A 24,391-nucleotide genomic window follows, 5' to 3' on the forward strand; every position below is an offset into this window, starting at 1 on the left:
GACGACGGCTCGCCCACGCGCCCTAGGGCTCACGAAGGACGACAGATGGCGAAAGAAGAACTGCTTGAATTCGACGGCACCGTGGTCGAGGTGCTTCCGGACGGCAACTACCGGGTGAAGCTCGATAACGAGCACATCATCCTGGCCTACGCAGCCGGCAAGATGAAGAAGAACCGCATCCGCACCATCGCGGGTGACCGCGTCATCGTCGAGATGTCGCCTTACGACCTCGATCGCGGCCGCATCAACTTCCGCCAGAAGACGGCTGGTCCGGCTCCGGGCGGCCCGCCGCGCCAGAACTTCCGCCGGCGCTGACAATAGCGATGCGCCCGTCGCGAACCGAGCTGTTGTTCGTCGCGCTGGGCGCCGTCCTCGGCGCCGTGGTCGCCTATGGGGTCAAGGCCGGCTTCATTGCACCCGACGGAGCCCTGCCGCCCTTCGCCATCGTGCTGCTCGGGCTGGGCTTCGTCGAGTTGCTCGCCGGCTATGCGACGGGCCGTTCGCCCGGAACGCTGGTCGGCATGCCCGCCCGCTTCCTCGCCTTCGTCGTCGGCGTCTGCGTCGTCCTGCTGGGCGGCAAGTTCGCCTGAGCGGGCATACTCAACCCACCATACGTCATTCCGGGCAAGCGCAAGCGCAGATCCGGAATCCATCGTAGAGCGCCTGGCCCTCCGATGGATTCCGGATATGCGCCGCTGCCGCGGCTTGTCCGGAATAACGACGCGTGACGGGAAGACCGCCCAAGAAAAAACCCCGGCGCGAGGGCCGGGGTGAAAGTGGTCGTTCCGTGGTAAAAAAGGGTCTGCGTGAAACTCTGTCCCGATCCGCTCAGTAGCGGGAGCGGGACCAATACTGCGAGCCGGGGCTGACCATCACCTGGCGCTGCCGCGTCTCGTAGACGGCGGGGATTTCTTCCCGCACGACCTGGGTCGGGCGCACCATCACCTGGCGCTGCCGCTGCGTGTAGACGGCGGGGACCGTCTCGTAATCGATGGTGGCCGGCGATACCTCGACGCGGCGGCTCTGATAGCCGTAGCGGGCGGGTACATCGACCCAGCAGCCGACCGTGTTGCCCCAGGCGTCGCGGGTCACTTCCCAGCGGCGGCCGGCAGCCGAGATCAGCACCTTCTCCGTCACGGTCTCATAGACGGCGGCACGGTGATGCGGGATGCGGCGCTCGGGAGCGATCATCACATTGTCGGTCACGGTCTCGTATTCGGCCGGGACGACGCGGCGCTGCACCTGTGCCGGGCGAACCTGGTAGGTCTCGTCGATCGAGCCATAGACCGGCGGCGCGGTAACCAGGTTGTAGCAGGCGGAGCCGCGGCAGCCGCCGCCGGCCTGGGCGACTGATGTGCCGAGCAGAAGCGCCGTCGCGAGGCTGGAAGCGGCGATGAACCCTGAGGAAAGCGAGCGCACCATGTTGGACCTGACCTGTCGGTTCCGGCGCCGAGCGCCGTTCGTTGAGGACAGGAAGCCCGCTCGAAGTGATGAACGCAAGGTAAACGCTAAAACAAGGTAAAATTAACCAGTTCGGCGCGGCGCGCGCATTCATGCAGATTGCGTCCAAGTAAAGGTAAACGTTCGATTTTTAGGAGTTTTGAGGGCGGTGCGCGGGGCGGCTGGGAGCGCTCATGGCATTAACGGCGGCGATCCAAACCGCCCGCGGCCTGCTCGATCCCGTGCCCTTCGAACGAAGGATGCCGGGCCCGTGATCGTCTCGCTATGACACCGCAAAGGCATGGCCCGAACGCATGCCGCAGCCTGCCGGGCTGGCCCGTTGAGGGAAAACGTCGCCGCGTCGCTTTTGCCGGAAGGTCACATGGACGATCTCAAGGACAACGCGTTCGTCGCGCTCTGCCTGTGCCTGACTGCGGTCGTGACGCTCGGCTGGATCGGTGTCGTCGGTTACGGCGTCTGGCACTTCCTGTTCGGATAGCTCATCGCCTGCCGTGCATTTCAGGGAAGGCGATGGTCCGGGCGTGCTAATGGCTGGGAGCGGCCGTTCGGGGCGATCAGGTCTGCCCCGGCCGCAGCTGGTAGAAGACGTGCTGGCCGATCGTGTCCATCTTCTTGAGCTTCTTCGCCCAGTAGGGACGCACGTAATTCGCGTGGTAGTGGGTCGAGGCCCCGACATCCGGCAGGTAGGTCGTGCCGTCATAGACCTCGCGCGCGATCCTGACCGCATCGCGCCAGGAGGCGGGCTCGGTGATGCGCAGCGACTTGCCCTCGCAGGTGAAGGTGAACTGGCAGGCGAGGTAGCGGTTGCTGTTCTGGTAGACCACGCCGCAGACGCTGCTCGGATAGAGCCCGCTCTTGACCCGGTTCAGCACGACCTGCGCCACGGCTGCCTGGCCCTGCAGGGATTCGGAGCGGGCCTCGAAATAGACGGCTTCCGCGAGGCAGCGCTGCTCCTTCGCCATGCTCTCCGGCGCGATCAGCTTGGTGTAGTCCTGCTTCACGCCGGGCTCGGCCAGGCGCAGGTCGCGATTGGCCGGCGCCGAGGCGAGCGCGATGCGTGCGCGCTGCTGCTGGGGCGCGGAATGAGCGGGCAGGGCCGGCGGCGTGAGCGTGCCCATGACCGAGCCGACGAGCGGCGTCGACGACGAGGCCTGGCTTGCCGCGGGCACCAGGGGCGAGGAACCGTCGATGCTTTCCAGATGCAGCTCGGCCTGCCGCGCCGAATGGATCTTCGGCTTCAATGGCGATACCGGCGACGAATCCGACAGGGCCGGGTCGGTCAATCCCTCGTCATTGGCATCGAGCTCGAAGCCGATCTGCGGCCCGTCGATCGCTTCGGCCGCGCGCATCGCGTCGATCGAGAATCCGCCCGAGATCAGCTTCGGCTCGGTCTCGCCGAAGACCACGCGCTGCAGCTCGACGGAAGGATGTTCGGTGAGGCCCGGCCGCAGGCTCGGCAGCATGTCGCCCTTGGCCGTGCGGTCGACCTCCGGGAAGGTCGCCGCGGCGGAGCGCTTCATGTCCTCGCGCGGCGCGCGCGGGTCGACGACGATGCGGCGCTCCGGATCTTCGAAGGAGAGTTTCGCCTGCGTCACGGCCGAGGTCAGGGCGAGACCGGGCAGCCGGAACGCGCTGGCGGCAACCAGCATGGACGGACCCTCGGCCAGTTCCGAGACGGGGCCGGGCGCGACCCGGGCAATGGCACTCGACGGCATGCCGTTCGGCCCGAAATTCTGGCCGGCGGAGGCGGTGAAGGACACGAGCATGCCGACGGACAGGGCCCAGGGCGCGACGGTGCTCGCGGCCCATCTGATGCCGAGGGGGCGCGCATTCCGCCCATGCCTGTGGACACGCCAATGACTCAAAGCGACAAAACCCGTCCCGATCGCACGGAACGAAAAGCGCAGCCGAACCCGCGCGCCTTCGTTGGATTCCGTTATCGCCTCGGTAAGGTTGAGCGCCGGTTAACGGCGCCTGCGCCTCTTGCCTTTCATCTGTCGCCGTGATGCGAGATTTCACGAAATCGCGCTGGTTGCCATGCGGGCAGGGCGCTAACGTGTAGCCACACATTCGATGCCTCGGAGATAGCCATGACGTCCACTCCAGCGCGCAGCTATGCTCCGGAGATCATCGTTGCTGCCGGCTGCCTGATCGCCCTGATCACCTTCGGCCCACGGGCCAGCGCCGGCCTGTTCCAGATTCCGATGACGGTCCAGTTCAACTGGGGTCGCGATACGTTCAGCCTGGCACTGGCGATCCAGAACCTGCTCTGGGGCCTCGGCGCCCCGTTTGCCGGTGCGATCGCGGACCGTTACGGCACGGTGCGCGTGCTCTGCGTTGGCGCGCTGCTCTATGCCGGCGGCCTCGTCATGATGGCCTATGCGACGACGCCGCTGCAGCTTCATCTCGGCGCCGGCGTCCTGATCGGCTTCGGCCTCTCCGCCTGCTCGTTCAACCTCGTGCTTGCCGCCTTCGGCAAGCTCCTGCCGGAACAGTGGCGGCCGATGGCCTTCGGCGCCGGCACGGCCGCTGGCTCCTTCGGCCAGTTCCTGTTCCCGCCGATCGGCAACATCCTGATCGACACGCTGGGCTGGCAGCAGGCGCTCGTCGTCTTCGCCTTCACGCTGCTGCCGATCCTGCCGATCTCGATCGTGATGGCAACGCGCAAGACCGGCGCTGCTGCCGGCGCCGCCGCGGCCAATCTGCCCAACCAGACCATCGTTCAGGCGCTGGGCGAGGCTTTCAAGCATCGCAGCTACGTGCTGCTCGTGCTCGGCTTCTTCACCTGCGGCTTCCAGCTTGCCTTCATCACCGTGCACATGCCGGCCTATCTCAAGGATGCCGGCCTGCCGGCCTGGGTCGGCGGCTGGACGCTTGCGGTCATCGGCCTCGCCAATGCGGTCGGCTCGCTCTCCTCGGGCTGGCTCTCGACGCGGATGCCGAAGCGCCATCTCCTCGCCTGGATCTATCTCGGCCGGGCTGTGGCGATCGCCGCCTTCATCCTGCTGCCGCCCAGCCCGACGACGGCTATCACCTTCGGCATCGTGATCGGCCTGTTCTGGCTCTCGACCGTGCCGCCGACCTCTTCGCTGGTCATGCTGATGTTCGGAACCAAATACATGGCGATGCTCTACGGCTTCGCCTTCTTCTCGCATCAGGTCGGCGGGTTCCTCGGCGTCTGGCTCGGCGGCGTGCTCTACGAATCGATGGGCAACTATCAGTTCGTCTGGTGGCTTTCGGTCGCGCTCGGCGTCGCCTCGGCCCTGATCAACCTGCCGATCGTCGAGAAGCCGGTGAACAGGCCGGAGGCGCAGCCGGCCTGATCGGGAAGACGGACCTACACACGGCCGATGGGGTTGCGGTGGCGCCACGCCGCTGCAACCTTGTCGGCCTTCGTGTTTGTGCATTTCGGAGATGGTGATGACGACGTTCAAGGCTCTCGTGGCGACCAAGGGCGAGACGGGGACCAATCTCGCCTTCACCGATTTCGCCGAAAGCGACCTGATGGAGGGCGACGTCACCGTCCGCGTCACGCATTCGACGGTGAACTACAAGGACGGCCTCGCCCTCACCGGCAAGGCGCCGGTGGTGCGCCGCTGGCCGATGATCCCCGGCATCGATTTCGCCGGCCGGGTCGAGACCTCCGACCATCCCGATTTCAAGCCGGGTGACCTCGTCGTGCTCAACGGCTGGGGCACCGGCGAGACCCATCTCGGAGCCTACGCCCAGAAGAGCCGCGTCAAGGGCGACTGGCTGGTGCCGTTGCCGGCGGGCTTGACCCCGGCCGAGGCGATGGCGATCGGCACGGCCGGCTATACCGCGATGCTCTGCGTGCTCGCACTCGAGAGGCACGGTCTCAAGCCCTCCGACGGTCCGGTCGTCGTCACCGGCGCGGCTGGCGGTGTCGGGTCGGTCGCGATCGCGCTGCTGGCCCAGGCCGGCTGGCATGTCATCGCCTCGACCGGGCGGGCCGAGGAAGCCGATTACCTGAAGAGCCTCGGCGCCGCCGAGATCATCGACCGCAACGAGCTGTCCGCGCCGGGCCGTCCGCTTGGCAAGGAGCGCTGGATTGCCGGTGTCGATGCCGTCGGTTCGCATACTCTCGCGAACCTGCTCTCGATGACGAAATATGGCGGCGCCATCGCCGCCTGCGGCCTCGCCCAGGGCATGGACCTGCCGGCATCGGTCGCGCCTTTCATCCTGCGCGGCGTCGCCTTGCTCGGCGTCGATTCGGTGATGTGCCCGAAGCCCCGCCGGATCGAAGCGTGGGCGCGCCTCGCAACCGATCTCGACCGCGACAAGCTTGCTCTGATCACCACGACGGTTCCGCTGGACGCCGTGATCGAGACCGGCAAGGCGATCGTCGAAGGCAAGGTCAAGGGTCGCGTCGTCGTCGAGATCGGCTGAGGCTATCCCTCGAACAGCGCGCGCTGCCGTGCGAGCTCGTTGCTGCAGAAATCCATGAAGGCGCGCACGCGCGGCACATGGCGGATATCGGGATGGGTCAGCACCCATAAGCCGGTGGCGAAATCCGGATTGGGCGGCAGCAGCCTTATCAGGTCAGGCCGCTGATCGGCGATGAAACAAGGCAGCGGCCCGATGCCGAGGCCCTGCGCCACCGCCTCCGCGATGCCGAGAACGGCCGAGCTCTTCAGCGCGATCCGTTCCGGCGCGACATGCTCGCGCACGAAGCGGGCCGCCTTCACATGCGAAAGCTGGTCGCCGAGCGCGACCCAGTCGCGCTGGTAGAGCAGCGCCGGGCTCGCTTCCTCCTCGGCGGTAATCCCGTCCTCGGCGCGGCCATAGATCGCCCAGGCGATGGTGGCGATGCGCCGGCCGACCAGCGTCTCGCCGGGCGTGTCGCTGGCGCGGATCGCGATATCGGCGTCGCGCTTCGACAGGTTGAGCGCCTGGTTGCCGATCACGACATCGAGCCGGATCAGCGGGTGCGCCCGGCGGAAGCCTGCGAATATCGGCAGCAGCACGTTCTGGTAGAGCGTATCGGTCGTGGTGATCCGCAATTCGCCGGATGGAGCGACGTCCCGCCCGGCGAGGCGCCGTGCGAAGGCGGTGACATCCTCGTCCATGCGGCTCGCCAGCGCCGCCATCTCGGCCCCGGCGACAGTCGCGACATAGCCGGTCTTGCGCCGCTCGAAGAGCGGCAGGCCGACGAACTCCTCGATCTGGCCGAGCCGCCGGAATACGGTGGAATGATTGACCGAGAGCGCCGCCGCCGCTCCGGTCAGCCCGTCATGATCGGCAATCGCCTTGATCAGCCGGAAATCGTCCCAGGCAAGCTTGGCATTCATCGGCAACGCGCCCTCCTGCCGGCACGCAAGCCGATATCTTGCATCGTTGCAAGCTGGAGGAATTCAAATCCCGGAGAGCAGGGCTCAGCGTGGCGCAGCCGCCCGCCGCAGCCGGTCGTTGATCGCCTCGCCGAGCCCATGCTCGGGAATACGGGCGACCGCGATGGTCTTGCGCCCCATTTCGTCGAGCCGGCGCATGTAGCCGAACAGATGCGCAGCCGCCTCGCGCAGGTCGCCGGTCGGGCTAAGATTGAGCGAGGCTGGATGTTCTTGGTCCTCGGGGCCGAAGCCGAGCCAGGCCTCGCCGCCATCGGGGGCGTCGGCGTCGAGCCTCATGCGCGCCGCCGGCGCATAATGCGAGGCAAGCATGCCGGGCGAGATCGGCGCATGGCCGGCATCGCCCGCGATGACGAGCGGCCGGCCGATCACATGCTCGATCGCCTCGCGCGGAACACCGCCCGGCCTCAGCAGGCGCGGTGCGCCGTCGAGACAGGCGACGATGGTCGATTCGACGCCGACCTCGGTCGGGCCGGCGTCGAGCACCGCGTCGATGCGGCCCTGTAGGTCGGCCATCGCATGGGCTGCACTGGTCGCGCTGATCCGGCCCGAGCGGTTGGCGGAGGGCGCCGCGATCGGCCGCCCGGCCGCCGCGAGGACGGCATGCGCGACCGGATGGGCCGGGACACGCAGCGCCACGGAGGGCAAGCCCGCCCGCGCCAGATCGCTCACCGTGCAGCCGGCGGAGGCCGGGACGACCAGCGTCAGCGGGCCCGGCCAGAAGACTTGCGCCAGCGCGAGCGCGTTCGCATCGAACAGGCCCTGCCGGCGCGCTGCGTTGAGATCGGGCAGATGCGAGATCAGCGGGTTGAAGCTCGGCCGCTCCTTGGCGGCGTAGATGCCGGCGACGGCGGTGCCGGAGGTCGCGTCGGCCGCAAGCCCGTAGACGGTTTCCGTCGGCAGCGCCACGAGCCCGCCCGCCTGCAGCAGCGCTGCTGCCTCGGCGATGCCGGAGGCATCGGCGGCGAGCAGTTTGGTCAGGCGGGAGGCGAGCATCTGATGGTTCACGACGAGATTGACCGAAGATAGTTTATATATAAACTAATCGGCGAGCATGCCTTCGAACGAAGGTCGCGCTCGCTTGCGCGTGGCTTAGGCGATAGTTCCTCGCTACCATCGCGGCAATGGCAAATGCAGGTTGCGGCTGCCCTCGCGGGCTCATGCCGGCCTTGAGGAGAGAGAGAGAGATGAGCTATCGCGCCCCGGTTTCGGACATGCTCTCGACCATGCGCCATGTCGCGGGCCTCGATCGACTGATCACTGACGGACTGGCACCGGAGCTCGAAGGCGGGGTCGCTGAGGCCGTGCTGGAGGAGGCGGCCAGGTTCGCCGCCGACGTGATCGCGCCGCTGAACCGCATCGGCGATACCCATGGCTCGAAACTGAAGGATGGCGCCGTCACCACTCCGCCGGGCTGGAAGGAAGCCTACAAGGCCTGGGCTGAGGCCGGCTGGAACGCGCTGCCGGCGCCGGAAACCTATGGTGGGCAGGGCCTGCCGACGCTGCTGCAATCGGCCTGCATCGAGATGTGGAATTCGGCCGCCTTCGCCTTCGCGCTCGGCCCGCTGCTGACCGTCGGTGCCATCGAGGCGATCCATGCCCATGGCTCGGACCATCTCAAGGAGACCTATCTCGCCAAGCTCGTCTCCGGCGAGTGGATGGGAACGATGAACCTGACCGAGCCGCAGGCGGGCTCCGACCTCAACGCGCTCCGCAGCAAGGCCGAGCGCGTCGGTGACGGCACCTATCGCATCACCGGCCAGAAGATCTTCATCACCTATGGCGAGCACGACCTGACCGGGAACATCGTCCATCTCGTGCTGGCGCGCCTGCCCGACGCCCCTCCCGGCACGCGCGGCATCTCGCTCTTCCTCGTGCCGAAATTCCTGGTCAATGCCGACGGCTCGCTCGGTGCCCATAACGACCTGCGCTGCTCCGGCATCGAGCACAAGCTCGGCATCCACGCCTCGCCGACCTGCTCGATGGCCTTCGGTGACAATACCGGCGCCATCGGCTGGCTGATCGGCGAGGAGAACCGTGGCCTCGCCTGCATGTTCACGATGATGAACAACGCCCGCCTCAACGTAGCGCTGCAGGGCGTCGCCATTGCCGAGCGTGCCTATCAGCAGGCGCTCGCCTTCGCCCATGAGCGCAAGCAGGGCGCGGCGCTCGATGCGCCCAAGGGTGCGCCGATGAGCCCGATCATCGTCCATCCCGACGTGCGCCGCATGCTGATGGACATGCGCGCCAAGACGCAAGGCGCCCGCGCCATCTCCTATCAGGTCGCGGAGGCGCTCGACCGTTCGCATCGCGAGACCGACGAGGACAAGCGCAAGGCGGCGTCCGAGCGCGCCGCGATCCTGACGCCGATCGCCAAGGCCTATGCCACCGATATCGGCATCGACGTCGCCTCGACCGGCGTACAGGTCCATGGCGGCATGGGCTTCGTCGAGGAAACCGGTGCTGCCCAGCATCTGCGCGACGCCCGCATCGCCGCGATTTACGAGGGCACCAACGGCATCCAGGCGATCGATCTCGTCACCCGCAAGCTGTCGCTGTCGCAGGGCGATGCGGTGCATGCTCTGATCAACGAGATGCGCGGCATCGTTGCCGAGGTCGAGCGGGCCAACAATCCGGGCTTCGGCCATGCTGCGGCCCGGCTTGGCGCAGCTGTCGACGCGCTCGAGCGCGCGACGGAATGGATGCTCGGCGCGCTCGGCAGCCGGCCGGCGGAAGCTCTGGCTGGCGCTACGCCTTATCTCAAGCTCTTCGCGCTGGCACAGGGCGGCACAGGCCTCGCCAAGAAGGCGCTCGCCACTCGTTCGGAAGCCGACGGCACTGCCGATCTCGCCACCGCCCGCTTCTATGCCGAATGCATCGTGACCGAGGCTCCGGCGCTCGAACTCACCGTCACGGAGGGTGCCGGCGCCATCGCCGACGCTACCGCGGTCTTCGCCGCATGAGCCCAGCCGCGTCCCGTTCAGGCGGCCGCGCCCTTGCGGGCGCGGACATGCAGGAACAGCGGGGCGATATGCGTGTCGGCGAGATAAGGGATGGCCTTCGCCGTTTGCGCATCGACATGCGGCTCGGCCATGTGCTCGATCGTGAGCCCGGCCGCGACGATCATCGCCACCCATTGGCTCAACGTGCGATGGAAGCGCGGCACGCGAAACGGCTCGACACTGGCCTTGACCTCGACCGGGGCGGCGCCGAAGCGCCAGGTCTCGATTTCCCCGTCGACGCCATCGAAATAGCGGCCGACCTCGATCGCGCGGATTTGGCCGGCATCGTCGCGCAACACCTTGCGATAGGGCGGCGCGAAGCAGGGGTGGAGAATAGAGAACTGCAAAAACCCGCCGGGCTTGAGCACACGCGCCGCTTCCGCCAGCGCCTTGTCCTGAGCGGGCATGTCCATCAGCGACATGAACGCCGTGGCGAAGTCGAACTGAGCATCCGGGAAGGGCAGTGCGGTGCCGTCTCCGAAGCGGTAGTCGATGCCGAGCGGCTTCGCGGCTTCGGCCTCCTGCGCATGGCGGATGAAGGTCGGCGCGATGTCGACGGCGGTCATGCGCCCGCCGGCCTGCGCAAGCTTGCGCGTGTTCGAGCCTTCGCCGCAGCCGATATCGAGCCCGTCCAGCCCTGCGATGTCAGGCAGGTTCGCCAGGAAGACCGGCGTGTTCAGCGCGTCGCGATAAAGGTCGTAGCCCGCCCGCGCATGCCGGGTCCATGTCTCGGCATTGGCCTCCCAGCAAGCGGCGACATCGGTGCTGTCCATGGTGCTGCTCCGTTGCGAGGGGAGCGGGGCTATAGAGCAGCCGGCCGGTCCTGGCCAGCGGCGATTCGCCGGGAATGCCCATGACCGCCATGCAACCATCGCTCTCCGGCCGCATCTGCCTCGTCGCCGGCGCCTCGCGCGGGCTCGGGCGCGGCATCGCCAGGGCGCTGGGCGATGCCGGCGCAACCGTCATCGTCACCGGCCGCTCCAGCGAGGCGGGTCCCCGCACCGACCAGCGCCTGGAAACCTTCGAGGATGCCGCCCGCGAAGTCGAGGCGGCCGGCGGCAAGGGCTATCCGTATCGCTGCGATCACACCAGTGAGCGCGAGGTCGACGGGCTCGTCGCCTGGTCCCTGCGCCGTTTCGGCCGGCTCGACTGCGTCGTCGATGCGGTCTGGGGCGGCAATGAAGGCTATGACGGCGAGCGCTATCCGGACGGCTCCGGCTTCGGCACGCCGTTCTGGCGCCGGCCGGCGGCAAGGCTGGGCGAGAGCTTCGAAAGCGGCGTCTATGCCCAGTTGTTGCTGGCGCGAGCGGTGGCGCCGGCGATGGTGCAGGCGCGCGCGGGCCTGATCGTCACGCTGAGCTTCGATATGGCCGGGGGCTATCTCGGCGACGTCTTCTACGACCTCGCCAAGGCGGCGACGAACCGCCTGAGCTTCGCGATGGCCGAAGAGCTGAGGCCCTTCGGTGTCACCGCTCTTGGCCTGTCGCCGGGCCATGTCCTGACCGAACGCGTCCGTGATGCGGGCCTCGGCGCCGAGACCACGGAGACGCCGCTTTATGCGGGCCGTGCCGTCGCAGCATTGGCTGGTGACCCCGAGGTCGCACGCCATGCCGGCCGGATCCTCCATGTCGCGGATCTCGCGCGCGCCTATGGCTTCACCGACCGGGACGGTTCGCAGCCGGCCCGCTACGTCATCAGCAATGAACAGGGAGGCGGGGATGTCGCTCAAGGGTAAGACGCTTTTCATCACCGGCGGCTCGCGCGGCATCGGGTTGGCCATCGCGCTCAGGGCAGCGAAGGACGGCGCCAATGTCACCATCGCCGCCAAGACCGCGGAGCCGCATCCGAAGCTGCCCGGCACGATCTACACCTCCGCCGCCGAGATCGAGGCGGCCGGCGGCAAGTGCCTGCCACTGATGGTCGATGTCCGCGACGAGCAGAGCGTGGCCGAGGCGATCGCGAAGACCGCCGAGACCTTCGGCGGCATCGACATCGTCGTGAACAACGCCAGCGCGATTTCGCTGACGAATACCGAGATGACCGACATGAAGCGCTACGATCTGATGAACCAGATCAACACGCGCGGCACCTACATGGTCTCCAAATACGCCATTCCGCATCTGGAGAAGGCGCAGAATCCGCATATCCTGATGCTTTCGCCGCCGCTCGACATGAAGACGCAGTGGTTCGCGCCGCATCTGGCCTATTCCATCGCCAAATATGGCATGAGCCTGTGCGTGCTGGGGCTTGCCGGCGAGCTGGCGCGCAAGGGTATCGCGGTCAACGCGCTCTGGCCGCGCACGACCATCGCCACGGCTGCCGTCCAGAACCTGCTCGGCGGCGACAAGATGGTGCAGGCCAGCCGCACGCCCGAGATCCTCGCCGACGCCGCCCATATGATCTTCTCGAAACCGTCCCGCGCGTTCTCCGGCAACTTCCTGATCGACGACAGCTTCATGGCCGGCGAGGGCGTCACCGACTTCACGTCCTATCGCGTCGACCCCTCGGTGCCGCTGATGCCGGATTTCTTCGTGCCCGCCGACAGCCTGCCGCCGCAGGGGGTGAAGGGCGGCGTGTGACGAAAGGAAACTCTGCCGTCATTGCGAGGAGCGAAGCGACGAAGCAACCCAGGGGGACGTAGAGCTCTGCCGCTCTGGATTGCTTCGCTGCGCTCGCAATGACGGTGAGGATGAAGACGCGTCATCGGTTTGACACGCGCCCGATATCGGAGTTCCTGCGGTTTCCATCCCGACCGTGCAGCGAGATTCGCGCCCATGCTGACGATCCACGGTACGTGCCCCGATTCGCGCGACAAGCTCCGCCCCGGGACGCTCAACACGGGCGCGGACTTTCCTGAGGACATCGTCTGGATCGACCTGCTCAATCCGACGCCGGAGGAGGACAAGCGGGTCGAGAAGCATCTCGGCATCTCGATCCCGACGCGCGAGGAAATGCACGATCTCGAGCCGTCCGAGATCATCTATACCGAGAACGGCGCGCGCTACATGACCGCGCGGGTCATCTGCCAGTCCGACACCATCGTCCCGCTGCTGGCGGACGTCACCTTCATCCTGACCGACAAGGCGCTGGTCACGGTGCGTTATGACGAGCCCGGCGCCTTCAACATCTTCCTCAACCGGGCCACCAAACCCGGCGGCTGCGGCCAGCAGCCGGAAGCCGTGCTGGATGGGCTGATCGAGGCCATCGTCGACCGCGCCGCCGAGGTGCTGCGCGGCGTCGGCGATAAGATCGACATCGCCTCGCGCCGGGTCTTCGCAGGGCGGGGCCAGGATGTCGAGCGCGGTGGCGTCTATCAGATCGTCATCCAGAAGATCGGCCAGTACGAGCATATCATCTCGAATGTCCGCGAGAGCATGGTTTCGGTCGAGCGGGTGCTGCTTTTCCTTTCGGCCAATTATACGCGTCCGAAGAAGGCTCAGACCGGCTTCTCGGCCGAATGGCGCTCGGCCGTGCGCGACGTGCAGGCTATCGAGGAGCATGCCGCCTTCCTGTCCAACAAGCTGCAATTCATGATGGATGCGACGCTCGGCCTCGTCTCGATCGAGCAGAACAAGATCATCAAGCTCTTTTCGGTCGTCTCCGTCGCGCTGATGCCACCGACGCTGATCGCCTCGATCTACGGCATGAACTTCAAGACCATGCCGGAGTTGGAGTGGCAGTGGGGCTATCCACTGGCGGTGGGTCTGATGATCCTGTTCGCAGTGCTGCCCTACCTGTTCTTCCGCTGGAAGAAGTGGCTGTGAGATGAGAAGCGTGCGCGACACGTCGAAGACCGGATGACCCAGCCGCAGATTCTCTCCGTCCTTCTTGTCGCCGGCATGATGGCTGCGTTTCTGTGGGGGCGGCTGCGTTACGACATCGTCGCGATGCTGGCGCTGCTCGTCGCCGTCGCGCTCGGGCTGGTTCCGGCCGCGGAAGCCTTCAAGGGCTTCTCCGACGACATCGTCATCATCGTCGGCAGTGCTTTGGTCCTCAGCGCCGCGGTGGCGCGCTCGCGCATCATCGAGCGGCTGTTCTCGAAGCTGGGCTCTGGCCTGAGCTCGACACAATTGCAGGTGCCTCTGCTCGTTCTCGTCGTCGCGGTGATGTCGGCGATCATCAAGAATATCGGTGCGCTCGCGATGATGCTGCCGATCGCCTATCAGCTCGCGCGCAAGAGCGGGAAATCGCCCTCGGTCTTCCTGATGCCGATGGCCTTCGCCTCGCTGCTCGGCGGCATCGTCACGCTGGTGGGAACCTCGCCCAACGTCATCGTCGCGCGCGTCCGGCAGGAACTCGGCGGCGAGCCCTTCCGCATGTTCGATTTCGCACCCGTAGGGATCGTGGTGGCACTGGCGGGCTGCATCTTCCTCAGCGTCGGCTACCGCCTGCTGCCGCGCGATCGTCGCGGCGCCGTCTCGCTCGATCAGGCGATCGACATCAAGGACTATCTGACCGAGGCCAAGCTCCGCGAGAAATCTCCGCTCGCCGGCAAGACGGTCGCGGATCTCAAGGCGATCGGCGGCGAGGCCATCGAGATCGTCTCGATCCTGCGCAACGAGCGCCGCGTCCAGGCGCCCCTTCCGGATGCTTCGTTGCGCGCCGGCGACATCCTGCTGCTGCGCGGCGACGCGGCCGTGCTGGAACGGGTCGTCGCCGAAGGCGGGCTCGATCTCACAGGCAAGGACCGCCCGACGCAAAAGGACGATGCGCTCGACCCCGATCGCATTGCCGAAGCCATCATCGGCCCGGATTCGACGCTGATCGGCCAATCGGCCGGCGACATCGCATTGCACAGCCGCTTCGGCGTCAACATGATCGCGATCAGCCGCTCGGGCGAGCGCTTCAGCCAGCGTCTGCGCGATATCCGTCTGCGGGCCGGCGACATCGTCGTGATCCAGGGCGACGAGAAGCTGCTGCCGGAGAAGTTGTCCGAGCTCAGCCTGCTGCCGCTCGCCGACCGGCTGGTGCCGCTGGGCTCGACGCGTCGCGTGGTCCTGACCGTGACGATCGTGCTGGCGGCCATCATCGCGCTGGCCGCGGGGCTCGCGCCGGTGCCGCTCGTCTTCTTCGCGGCGGCGGTGCTGCTGATCGCGCTCCGCTGCGTGCCCTTGCGCGAGGCCTATCAGAGCATCGATGCGCCGATCCTGCTGATGCTGGCGGCACTGATCCCCGTCTCCGACTCTCTGCGGACGACCGGGGCCACCGATCTCTTCGCCTCGTGGCTGGCGATGATCGGCGGCGGATTGCCCGGCTGGGCATCCGTCGCGCTGATCCTGGCGGCGGCGATGGCCGTGACGCCCTTCCTCAACAATGCGGCGACGGTGCTGGTCATGGCGCCGATCGGCGCGGGCTTCGCCAAGAATCTCGGCTACAATCCCGATGCCTTCCTGATGGCGGTGGCGATCGGCGCGGCCTGCGACTTCCTCACGCCCATCGGGCACCAGTGCAACACGCTGGTGATGGGACCGGGCGGCTATCGTTTCAGCGACTATGCGAGACTTGGTGCCCCGCTCTCCCTGCTGGTCATCCTGCTCGCGGTGCCGATGATCCTGCTGGTCTGGCCGCTGCGCTAGCTAAAGCCACCCGTTCTGCTTGAAACGCCAGTGCAGCACGACGCAGGTCGTCACGATCAGCGCCAGCACGCCGTAATAGCCATACGACATCTCCAGCTCCGGCATGTTCTTGAAGTTCATGCCGTAGATGCCAGCCACCGCCGTCGGCACCGCCAGAATGGCGGCCCAGGAGGCGAGCCGCTTGGTGATCGCGTTCTCCTGGCTCTGCCCGACCAGCAGGCTCGCCTCGAAGGCGAAGGCCAGCACCTCGCGCAGGCTGTCGATCTTCTCCTGCACGGTGCGGACATGGTCGGTCACGTCGCGGAACATCGGCGCGAGCGTCGGCCGGACCTGAGGCACGGTGCCGTTCATCAGGCGCTGGCAGACATCGACCAGCGGCGCCACCGCATTGCGCAGGCGCAGCAGGTCGCGGCGCAGCATGTAAAGCCGTTCGATATCGGAGCGTGCCATCGGCCTGGCCAGGACCTTGTCTTCGATCTCCTCGACCTCGTCATGGATCGCTTCCAGCACGGGCATGTAGTTGTCGACGATGAAATCGAGGATCGCGTAGAGGATGAAATCCTCGCCCTTCGCCAGCGAGGTCGGGCAGGTCTCCCAATGCTGCCTGACCGACTTGTACGAGGTCGAGGCGCCATGCCGGACGCTGACGATATAGCCGCGGCCGACGAAGATATGGGTCTCGCCGAAGGCGATGCGCCCGTCGATCAACTGGGCGGTGCGGGCGACGACGAAGAGCGCGTCGCCATATTGCTCGAGCTTGGGTCGCTGATGCGCGTTGGTGGCGTCCTCGACGGCGAGCGGATGAAGGTTGAACTGCTGCTGCACGCAGCGCAGCAGCGCAGGTTCCGGTTCGAGCAAGCCGATCCAGACGACATGGTCATCCTTCCGCGCCCATTCGCCGGCTTCCGTGACCGGGATATCGGCGACGCGCACGCCATGCACATAGACGCCCGACGCGATGACGCCGTCCTGATGCGGATGCCCCTGTTCGAGCGGGACGGCCGCAGGGGGTGTTGCCCGCGCGGCAGGGGAGGTAAACCGGACTTCCGACACTGACATGCGATCACCTCGCCGATCGCTGGATCATCGGAGTGCAGGCTAGAACTGTTCGATCTCCGTGGAAATCACTTTTGCGGCAAAGGGAGACGTTGTGGCGGGCAGCTCACGCCTCAGGCCATCACGTTGGCCAAGACCTGCTTCAGCGCCGAACCGTCGCGCTCCAGCCAGCCGGGAACCGGCAGGTTCTTCGAGCGCAGAAATTCGGGGTTGAACAGCTTCGACTGATAGCGCGTGCCGTAGTCGCAGAGCACCGTCACGATGGTATGGCCCGGTCCCATCTGCTTCGCGAGCCGGATGGCCCCGGCGACATTGATGCCGGACGAGCCGCCGAGGCACAGGCCCTCCTGCTCCAGCAGGTCGAAGACGATCTGCACGGCTTCCGCATCCGGGATCTGGAAGGCGGTATCGACCGGCGCATCGACCAGATTGGCGGTGATCCGGCCCTGGCCGATGCCCTCGGTGATCGAGGAGCCCTCGGACTTGAGCACGCCCGCCGTATAGTAGGAATAGAGCGCCGCGCCCATCGGATCGGCGAGCCCGATCGTCACTTTGGGATTGCGCGCCTTCAGCGCCATGCCGACGCCGGCGAGCGTACCCCCTGAGCCGACTGCGCAGATGAAGCCGTCGACCTTTCCGCCGGTCTGCTCCCAGATTTCCGGGCCGGTCGTGTCGATATGGCCCTGCCGGTTCGCGACATTGTCGAACTGATTGGCCCAGATCGCGCCGTTGGGCTCGCTCTTCGCCAGCTCCTCGGCAAGGCGGCCGGAGACCTTCACGTAATTGTTCGGATTGGCATAAGGCGCGGCCGGCACCTCGACCAGCGTCGCGCCGGCCAGCCGCAGCATGTCCTTCTTTTCCTGGCTCTGCGTCTCCGGGATGACGATGACCGAGCGATAGCCCAGAGCATTGCCGACGAGCGCGATGCCGATGCCGGTATTGCCGGCGGTGCCCTCGACGATGACGCCGCCCGGCTTCAACTGCCCTTTCGCCTCGGCATCGCGGATGATGGCGAGCGCGGCGCGGTCCTTCACAGACTGGCCGGGGTTCATGAATTCGGCCTTGCCGAGGATGGTGCAGCCTGTTTCGGCCGAAGCACGTTCGAGCTTGATGAGCGGGGTATTGCCGATGGCGTCGATGACGCCATCCTTCATGTCAATCTTAGCGCGGATAGTCATGGCCGGATTTCCCAATTCGTCCCTGACCTGATAGGCGAAAGCCTCTCAGCGGTCATCAGTGAGCGGGCCTTTCGCCCCGAGTTCGGAACAATGCCAGTTGCCAAGCCGCAAGCGGGAGAAGTTTCTTCTCCGAAGCTCGCCATGAATGAAGTTCTCACCGTCGATCGCCTCGGCCAGAAGGGCGATGGCATCGTCCTGGCCGGCTCCGGCAGCATCTTCATTCCCTACACGCTGCCGGGCGAGACCGTGCGCGCCGTGGTCGATGGCGAACGCGGCCAGCTTGTGGAGATCATCGCGCCCTCCGAGTCGCGCATCGCCGCGATCTGCCCGCTTTTCACCCGCTGCGGCGGTTGTGCGGCCCAGCACATGGCGCCCGGCCTCTATCGTGAATGGAAGCGCCAGCAGGTGGTCACTGCCCTGAGCCGCGCCGGCATCGAGGCGCCGGTCGGCGACCTCGTCGACGCGCATGGCGCCGGGCGCCGTCGCGTCACCTTCCATGCTCGCCGGCAGGGCGAGGCCATGGTCGTCGGCTTCATGGCGGCGCGCAGCCATGACCTGATCGCCGTCGAGGCCTGCCCGGTGCTCGCCCCGGGGCTTGATCGCGCTCCGGCCGCCGCCTTGATGCTGGCGAACCGCATGGGCGGCGCGAACAAGCCGCTCGATATTCAGGTCACGGCTTCGGAGGCCGGGCTCGATATCGATATCCGCGGCCACGGCCCGCTTGGCGACAAGCTCAGGCTCGCTCTGACGCAGCTTGCCGAGCGGCTCGACCTGGCCAGGCTCTCCAACCATGGCGAGATCGTCGTCGAGCGCCGCCCGCCCTTGCAGCACATGGGCAAAGCACTGGTCGCGCCGGCGGCAGGCGGCTTCCTGCAGGCGACGGCCGCAGGCGAGGAGGTCCTGGCCGGGCTCGTCATGGCGGCACTGCCCAAGGGCAAGCGCGCCGCCGATCTCTTCGCCGGCTGCGGTCCGTTCAGCTTCCGCATCGCCGAGCGCATGCAGGTTCTCGCCGTCGAGAGTGACAAGGCGGCGATGCTGGCGCTCGCCAAGGGGGCGGGGGCGACGCAAGGCCTGAAGCCGATCGCGACCGAGACGCGCGACCTGTTCCGCCGCCCGCTGCTGGAGCATGAGCTCAACGGTTTCGACGTGATCGTGCTCGATCCGCCGCGGGCCGGCGCGGAGGCGCAGGTCAAGCGCTTGGCGGCGTCCAAGGTCAAGGACGTGGTCTACGTCTCCTGCGATCCGGCGAGCTTCGCGCGCGACGCCGCAACCCTCGTTGCGGGCGGCTATGCGCTGGAGGCCGTGACGCCGGTCGACCAGTTCCGCTATTCCGCTCATGTCGAGCTCGTCGGCGTGTTCCGGCGGGGCAGGAAGGGCTAGGGCTTCAGGATGAGCGCAATTCTCGATCGCATGGCCGGCATCGTCGGCGCGAAGAACGTCATCACCGATGCCGACGCGATGGTGCCCTATCTCAAGGAATGGCGCGATCTCTTCCGTGGCAAGGCGCAAGGCATCGTCCGCCCAGGCTCGACCGCCGAAGTCGCCGAACTGGTGAAGCTCGCGGCCGAGACCGGCACGGTGCTGGTGCCGCAGGGCGGCAATACCGGCCTGGTCGGCGGCCAGATCCCGATCTCCGAGGGCCGGGAGATCATCCTCTCGCTGCAACGCCTCGACAAGGTCCGCGCCGTCGACACCGATGGCGACACCATGATCGTCGAGGCCGGCGTCACCCTGAAGCGCGCGCAGGATGCGGCGGAGGCCGCCGGCCGGCTCTTCCCGCTCTCGCTCGCGTCGGAAGGCTCCTGCACCATCGGCGGCAACCTCTCGACCAATGCCGGCGGCACCGCTGTGCTTGCCTATGGCAATGCCCGCGAGCTCTGCATGGGGCTTGAGGTCGTGCTGCCGGACGGGCGCATCTGGAACGGCCTGCGCCAGCTCCGCAAGGACAATACCGGCTACGACCTGAAGAACCTCTTCATCGGCGCCGAAGGCACGCTCGGCATCATCACCGCCGCCGTGCTGAAGCTCTTCCCGCTGCCCGCCGCGCGCGCCACGGCCTTCCTCGCGGCTCCCGATCCGTCGGCGGCGCTCGAACTGCTGAACGCCGCCAAGGCCGGCGCCGGCGGCACGCTCACCACCTTCGAGTTGATGCCGCGCATCGGCATGGATTTCGTCCTGCGCCACGCTTCCGGCACGCGCGACCCGCTTTCCGAGCCGTCGCCCTGGTATGTGCTGATGGAGGTCTCCGCCCAGCAAGCCTCCGGGCTCGACGAGCATGTCGAGGCTTTCCTCGGCGAAGCGCTGGAGAAGGGCATCGTCACCGACGCGGCGCTGGCGGGTTCGCTCACCCAGCGCGCCGATTTCTGGAAGCTGCGCGAGATGCTCTCTGAGGTGCAGACCTATGAGGGCGGCTCGATCAAGCACGACGTCTCCGTGCCGATCCATGCGACGCCCGAGTTCCTCGCACGCGCCATCGCGGCGGTGGAGGCGATGGTGCCGGGCTGTCGGCCGGTGCCTTTCGGCCATCTCGGCGACGGCAATATCCATTTCAACGTCAGCCAGCCCATTGGCGCCGACAAGGCTGGCTTCCTCGCGCGCTGGAGCGAGATGAACGAGGCGGTCCACGCCATCGTCGCCGAAATGCATGGCTCGATCTCGGCCGAACACGGCATCGGCCGCCTGAAGCGCGACCTGCTGCCGGGCGTGAAGGACCCGGTCGAGCTCGACCTGATGCGGACCATCAAGCAGACGCTCGATCCGCAGGGGATTTTGAACCCGGGCGCAGTGCTCGCCGCCAAGTAAGTTCGGATCGCCAAGTAGGCTCGGATACCGCGGGGAACCCTCTCCCGGAGGGAGAGGGCAGGGTGAGGGGTCGGCCGTTGGACGTTTGAACGCGGCCTGACCGCTGCTGCGGTGAGGGCATGCCCCACTGGTCCAAGGGCCTACACCTCACCCCTACCCCTCTCCTTACAGGAGAGGGGATCCCGCGCCATTTTCTGAACTCGACTGTGATGCCTCAAGGCGTCGCGACATAACCATCCCGGCGCGGATCGGCGGCGCCGGTAAACACCCCGGTCGCCGGATCGACCGCCACCGCCTGCATGCCGCCGCAGCGCATCGTCCAGCCGACGTCGAAGGCGCGCGCCTCGTGCCCGCGCTTGACCAGTTCGGCGATCGTCTCGGGCGTGATCCGGTTCTCGATCTCGACGAGGCGGCCGTCCCAGAGCCGTGCTCTCGGTGCCTCGATCGCCTCCTGCAAGGGCAGCCCGTAGACGAGGTGCTGGACCATGGCCTGCGCCTGCGTCTGCATGATGCCGTAGCTGCCGGGCGTGCCGAGCGCGAGCACCGGCTTGCCGTCGCGGGTCGAGAGCGAGGGCGACATGCACATCGGCAGTTCGTCGCCGGGCTTCGAGCGGTTCGGGCTGCCGGGCTGGACATCGGCCCAGTACAGGAAGTTGTTGAAGCACAGCCCTGTGCCGGGCACGACGACGCCGCTGCCGAACGGGCTGCCGAGGCTCTGCGTGATGCAGATCAGGTTGCCCTCGCTGTCGGCGACAGAGAGCGAGGTCGTGTGCGCCGGGTCTTCCTGGTCCTGCGGCACCCATTGCTCGGTCGGCCCGGTCACCGGCTTGCCGTCGGTCAGGCGCTGGCGCAGGCGTGCGACGGAAGCCTCCGACATGATCTCGGCGAGCTTCTCCGGCGAGGGGTTGTTATGGGCGATGCGCTCGCCGGCCGCGAGGCGGATCGCGCGATAGACGAGGTCGAGATGGTCCGCCCCATCCCTCGGCTTCGAGGCAAGGTCGATCCCGTCGAGCAGCTTGAGCGTCAGCAGGAACTGGAAGCCCTCGCAGGGCGGCGGCGGCACATGCACCGACAATCCCTTGAAGCTCACCGCCATAGGCTCGCGCCAGACCATCTTCACCGCTGCGAGATCGGCCATGGTCAGCGAGCCGCCGAGCGCTTGCAGGTGGGCGATGACCTTCTCGCCCAGCGCGCCGCGATAGAAATGGTCCGGTCCCTTCTCGGCGATCTCGCTCAGCGTTTTCGCGAGGTCCGGCTGTACGAGCACGGAGCCGAGATGCATCGGGCCGTTCGGCTGGTAGTTCTTCGACCAGGCCGGATAGAGCGCCGGAATCTTTTCCAGCAGCGGGTCGTTCTCCTCGAACTCCGCCGCGCCGAACTCGGCCAGCGCAAAGCCGTCCCGCGCCAGCGCGATCGCTGGTGCGAAGACCTCGGCCAGAGATTTGCGGCCATAGGTCTTCACCAGTTCGCACCAGCCTGCGAGGTTGCCGGGGGAGGCGATGGCGAGCGCGCCACGCTCCAGATCGGTGCGCTTGCTGAAGCGGTCGGCCGGGAAGCTCGCCGGGATCGGCGGCACGAAATCGAGCACGCGCACCCGCTTCTCGGCCGCGACCCACATCGTCGACAGGCCCATGCCGGCAAGGCCCGACATGAAGGGCTCGACCACGTTCAGAGCAGCGGCGGTGGCGGCAGCGGCGTCGAAGGCGTTGCCGCCCTGCGCCAGCAATTTTGCGCCGGCCTGAGCCGCCAAAGGATGGGCCGCGGCAACAATGCCGTGGCGAGAGGTCATCGTAGGGCGGCGGCCATGCATCTTCAGTCTCCTCCTCGTCGTCTTCTGGCGACGATCAGAGCACGAATCCGGCGCTAGAACAGGCTGCCTTGCCCGTCATCTGCGGGAGGCCGGGTCGCTTTGCGCGCATGGCGCTTCGGTTCGTCGGGAACCTCCTCTTGCGGAAGCTCGGCCAGCGGCAACTGGATCTCGGCTGCGTCGTTGGCGACCTTGTTGACGGCATTGCCGATGGCGACGGCCTCCAGCAGATCATCGGGCGGCGGTTTCAGCAGGCGCCCGGTCTGCTCCTGTGTCGCCTGCGGATCGAGCCAGGCGTCGTGATCGCGGGGATCGAGGATGATCGGGCTGCGATGATGGATCGGAGCCATCGTGCCGTTCGCCGGCCCCGTCATCATCGCGACCGTGTCGATCTCGGACCCATCCGGCGAATGCCAGGTCTCCCACAGCCCGGCGAAGGCGAAGAGGCTGCGATCCGGCTTGCGGAACAGGAAGGCTTCGCTGCGGGCCTGCTTGCCGGTGACGCTGCGCCGCCATTCGTAGAAGGCATCGGCCGGCAGCAGGCAGCGCCGCCGCGTCAGTGCGTTGCGGAAGGACGGCTTCTCGGCGGCGCTCTCCACCCGGATATTGATGACGAGCGGGAAATCCCTGGGGTCCTTGACCCAGCCGGGGATGAAGCCCCAGCGCATCAGCAGGAATTGCCGTGCTCCGTCATGCAGCCGGACGATCGGCACGGGCTGCGTCGGCGCGATGTTGTAGCGCGGCGGGAAGTTCGGCTGCTCGCGATAGCCGAAGGTCTCGCGCATCGCCTCGGGGGGCAGGGTGATCGCATAGCGTCCGCACATGCCCACTGTTTACGTCGAGACGAGCGTTCGGAATCAACACTTTATTTGCGGTTGCACCAACATAGTCGCGCCGGTTTGGGGTAGCAGATGAGCGTCATCGCGACGGAGATGCTGGCTGGAATGGCGGCCGATCGGCTCGACGCCGGCCCTTCTCCACGCCTGTCGACCGACTTTCTCAACCGCTACAGCGAAGCCCTGATGTTGATCGAGATGGTCGCGATGGACGAAAACGTCCTTGCTGACCTCCTCGCCTGGCAGGCTGTCGGCTACCGCGAGCATTTCGCTGCTTCGGCGCTGCGCTGTGCCGGTTCGGCCCTTGCCGCCTATGACGAGCTGAACCCGAACAGGGCCAGAGCCTTCGACGAGGCCTGCCACGCGATGACGCGGCTGGTGCGCACTGTCACCGCGCTTCTCGCGGAAACGCCGCCTCCGCCGGAATTGCCGGAGATCGTCGAGATCGCCAGCGAGGCCCTGCGCCGGCAGATCGCCCGCGCGACCCAGTTCATCAACGCGAACGGCACGATCGATATCGGCAAATTCGACGATACCGCCCTGCAGGCCGAGATCGACGCGCTGCTCGCCCGCTGATCAGGCACGCCGCCGCGCCCCGACGAGAAACTCGCGATTGCCGTCGCCGCCCTCGATCGGGGACGGGATCGGCCCGTCCACTGCAAAGCATAAGCCCTGCAGCACCGCGACGATCTCGTCGCAGACCTGAAGCTGGATCGCCTCGTCACGGACGATGCCCTTCTTCAGCGCGGCGCGGCCTGCCTCGAACTGCGGCTTGATCAAAGCGGCGATACGGGCCTCGTGTGCGAGCAGGGACGCGACCGCCGGAAGCACCAGCCTGAGCGAGATGAAGCTGACATCGATCGCGGCAAGGCTCGGCCGCTCTGGCAGCACCTCGGTGTCCAGCGTGCGGATATCCTGCCCCTCGAGGCTGGTGACGCGCTGATCGGTGCGCAGCGAGGCATGCAATTGGTCGCGCCCGACATCGACGGCAACGACATGGCGCGCGCCGCGCTTCAGGAGAAGGTCGGTGAAGCCGCCGGTCGATGAGCCGACATCGAGACAGACGAGCCCCTGCGGATCGAAGCCGAAGGCATCGAGCGCGCCGGCGAGCTTCAGTCCGCCGCGCGAAACGTAAGGATGCGGCGCTTGCGCGGTCAGTTCCGCATCATCGGCCACCATCTCCGAGGCTTTGCGTACGGCTGCGCCATTGACGGTGACCAATCCTGCCGCGATCGCGGCCTGCGCACGCGCCCGGCTCTCGAAGAAGCCGCGCTCGACGAGCAACTGGTCGGCACGGCTCTTCATGC

22 protein-coding genes are annotated in these 24,391 nt (G+C 66.9%); 12 read left to right on the forward strand and 10 right to left on the reverse strand.

Features of this window, described 5'->3' with window-relative positions; translation table 11 throughout:
- Window positions 1-45 precede the first annotated feature (45 nt).
- Complete coding sequence (infA, locus tag ACWIEX_RS05220) at window positions 46-315, forward strand: translation initiation factor IF-1 (RefSeq protein ID WP_061964687.1); 270 nt, start codon at window positions 46-48, stop codon at window positions 313-315.
- Window positions 316-323: 8 nt separating this feature from the next.
- A complete protein-coding gene (locus ACWIEX_RS05225) occupies window positions 324-590 on the forward strand; it encodes a hypothetical protein (protein ID WP_454032045.1) in 267 nt (88 codons plus the stop codon).
- Between the two features lie 238 nt (window positions 591-828).
- On the opposite strand, the gene ACWIEX_RS05230 is transcribed toward ACWIEX_RS05225, so the two are convergent.
- Together ACWIEX_RS05230 and ACWIEX_RS05235 are read right to left on the reverse strand one after the other, a co-directional pair.
- Window positions 829-1,422 (reverse strand): hypothetical protein, encoded by a 594-nt coding sequence (locus ACWIEX_RS05230; protein ID WP_454032046.1) that lies wholly within the window; start codon window positions 1,420-1,422, stop codon window positions 829-831.
- A 593-nt stretch (window positions 1,423-2,015) separates the two neighbouring features.
- Window positions 2,016-3,221, reverse strand: a complete 1,206-nt coding sequence (locus tag ACWIEX_RS05235; RefSeq protein WP_454032047.1) for a cell wall hydrolase — start codon at window positions 3,219-3,221, stop codon at window positions 2,016-2,018.
- 330 nt (window positions 3,222-3,551) lie between these two features.
- Here ACWIEX_RS05235 and ACWIEX_RS05240 point away from each other — a divergent pair, with 330 nt between their 5' ends.
- Entirely contained in the window at window positions 3,552-4,784 is a 1,233-nt protein-coding gene (locus tag ACWIEX_RS05240; protein ID WP_454032048.1) for an MFS transporter, read from the forward strand.
- 97 nt (window positions 4,785-4,881) lie between these two features.
- Window positions 4,882-5,868, forward strand: coding sequence for an acrylyl-CoA reductase (NADPH) (gene acuI, locus ACWIEX_RS05245; RefSeq protein ID WP_454032049.1), 987 nt, complete (start codon window positions 4,882-4,884; stop codon window positions 5,866-5,868).
- 2 nt (window positions 5,869-5,870) lie between these two features.
- Here acuI and ACWIEX_RS05250 read toward each other — a convergent pair whose 3' ends face one another.
- Both ACWIEX_RS05250 and ACWIEX_RS05255 read right to left on the reverse strand, forming a co-directional pair.
- Window positions 5,871-6,770, reverse strand: a complete 900-nt coding sequence (locus tag ACWIEX_RS05250; protein ID WP_454032050.1) for a LysR family transcriptional regulator — start codon at window positions 6,768-6,770, stop codon at window positions 5,871-5,873.
- Window positions 6,771-6,854: 84 nt separating this feature from the next.
- Window positions 6,855-7,823, reverse strand: coding sequence for an L-threonylcarbamoyladenylate synthase (locus tag ACWIEX_RS05255; RefSeq protein ID WP_454032051.1), 969 nt, complete (start codon window positions 7,821-7,823; stop codon window positions 6,855-6,857).
- Window positions 7,824-8,014: 191 nt separating this feature from the next.
- Between ACWIEX_RS05255 and ACWIEX_RS05260 the strand changes: the two genes are divergently transcribed.
- Window positions 8,015-9,790, forward strand: coding sequence for an acyl-CoA dehydrogenase (locus ACWIEX_RS05260; RefSeq protein WP_454032052.1), 1,776 nt, complete (start codon window positions 8,015-8,017; stop codon window positions 9,788-9,790).
- A 17-nt stretch (window positions 9,791-9,807) separates the two neighbouring features.
- Here the strand turns inward: ACWIEX_RS05260 and ACWIEX_RS05265 are convergent, their stop codons facing one another.
- A complete protein-coding gene (locus ACWIEX_RS05265) occupies window positions 9,808-10,602 on the reverse strand; it encodes a class I SAM-dependent methyltransferase (RefSeq protein ID WP_454032053.1) in 795 nt (264 codons plus the stop codon).
- An 89-nt stretch (window positions 10,603-10,691) separates the two neighbouring features.
- Between ACWIEX_RS05265 and ACWIEX_RS05270 the strand changes: the two genes are divergently transcribed.
- The 4 genes from ACWIEX_RS05270 (at window position 10,692) to ACWIEX_RS05285 (ending at window position 15,405) form a co-directional block, all read left to right on the forward strand.
- Window positions 10,692-11,564 (forward strand): SDR family NAD(P)-dependent oxidoreductase, encoded by an 873-nt coding sequence (locus ACWIEX_RS05270; protein WP_454033466.1) that lies wholly within the window; start codon window positions 10,692-10,694, stop codon window positions 11,562-11,564.
- Window positions 11,548-12,408: an SDR family oxidoreductase gene (locus ACWIEX_RS05275; protein WP_454032054.1), complete on the forward strand. Its 861-nt coding sequence runs from the start codon at window positions 11,548-11,550 to the stop codon at window positions 12,406-12,408. The genes ACWIEX_RS05270 and ACWIEX_RS05275 overlap by 17 nt, the downstream gene beginning before the upstream one ends.
- Window positions 12,409-12,603: 195 nt before the next feature.
- Window positions 12,604-13,593, forward strand: a complete 990-nt coding sequence (locus ACWIEX_RS05280) for a magnesium transporter CorA family protein (protein WP_454032055.1) — start codon at window positions 12,604-12,606, stop codon at window positions 13,591-13,593.
- Between the two features lie 33 nt (window positions 13,594-13,626).
- Window positions 13,627-15,405, forward strand: a complete 1,779-nt coding sequence (locus tag ACWIEX_RS05285) for an SLC13 family permease (RefSeq protein WP_454032056.1) — start codon at window positions 13,627-13,629, stop codon at window positions 15,403-15,405.
- Here ACWIEX_RS05285 and corA read toward each other — a convergent pair whose 3' ends face one another.
- Together corA and ACWIEX_RS05295 are read right to left on the reverse strand one after the other, a co-directional pair.
- Entirely contained in the window at window positions 15,406-16,464 is a 1,059-nt protein-coding gene (gene corA, locus ACWIEX_RS05290; protein ID WP_454032057.1) for a magnesium/cobalt transporter CorA, read from the reverse strand.
- A 110-nt stretch (window positions 16,465-16,574) separates the two neighbouring features.
- Entirely contained in the window at window positions 16,575-17,639 is a 1,065-nt protein-coding gene (locus tag ACWIEX_RS05295; protein WP_454032058.1) for a cysteine synthase A, read from the reverse strand.
- Between the two features lie 141 nt (window positions 17,640-17,780).
- On the opposite strand from ACWIEX_RS05295, the gene ACWIEX_RS05300 reads away from it, so the two are divergent.
- A complete protein-coding gene (locus ACWIEX_RS05300) occupies window positions 17,781-19,019 on the forward strand; it encodes a class I SAM-dependent RNA methyltransferase (protein WP_454032059.1) in 1,239 nt (412 codons plus the stop codon).
- Between the two features lie 9 nt (window positions 19,020-19,028).
- On the forward strand, window positions 19,029-20,441 hold the full coding sequence (locus ACWIEX_RS05305) for an FAD-binding oxidoreductase (RefSeq protein ID WP_454032060.1): 1,413 nt from the start codon (window positions 19,029-19,031) through the stop codon (window positions 20,439-20,441).
- A 214-nt stretch (window positions 20,442-20,655) separates the two neighbouring features.
- Here ACWIEX_RS05305 and ACWIEX_RS05310 read toward each other — a convergent pair whose 3' ends face one another.
- Entirely contained in the window at window positions 20,656-22,251 is a 1,596-nt protein-coding gene (locus tag ACWIEX_RS05310) for a gamma-glutamyltransferase family protein (RefSeq protein ID WP_454032061.1), read from the reverse strand.
- A 53-nt stretch (window positions 22,252-22,304) separates the two neighbouring features.
- Entirely contained in the window at window positions 22,305-23,072 is a 768-nt protein-coding gene (locus ACWIEX_RS05315) for an SOS response-associated peptidase (RefSeq protein ID WP_454032062.1), read from the reverse strand.
- A gap of 87 nt (window positions 23,073-23,159) precedes the next feature.
- Here ACWIEX_RS05315 and ACWIEX_RS05320 point away from each other — a divergent pair, with 87 nt between their 5' ends.
- On the forward strand, window positions 23,160-23,660 hold the full coding sequence (locus tag ACWIEX_RS05320; RefSeq protein ID WP_454032063.1) for a hypothetical protein: 501 nt from the start codon (window positions 23,160-23,162) through the stop codon (window positions 23,658-23,660).
- On the opposite strand, the gene ACWIEX_RS05325 is transcribed toward ACWIEX_RS05320, so the two are convergent.
- Window positions 23,661-24,389, reverse strand: a complete 729-nt coding sequence (locus ACWIEX_RS05325; protein ID WP_454032064.1) for a TlyA family RNA methyltransferase — start codon at window positions 24,387-24,389, stop codon at window positions 23,661-23,663.
- Window positions 24,390-24,391 lie beyond the last annotated feature (2 nt).

The sequence above is a fragment of the Allobosea sp. NPDC055353 genome (assembly GCF_053644975.1).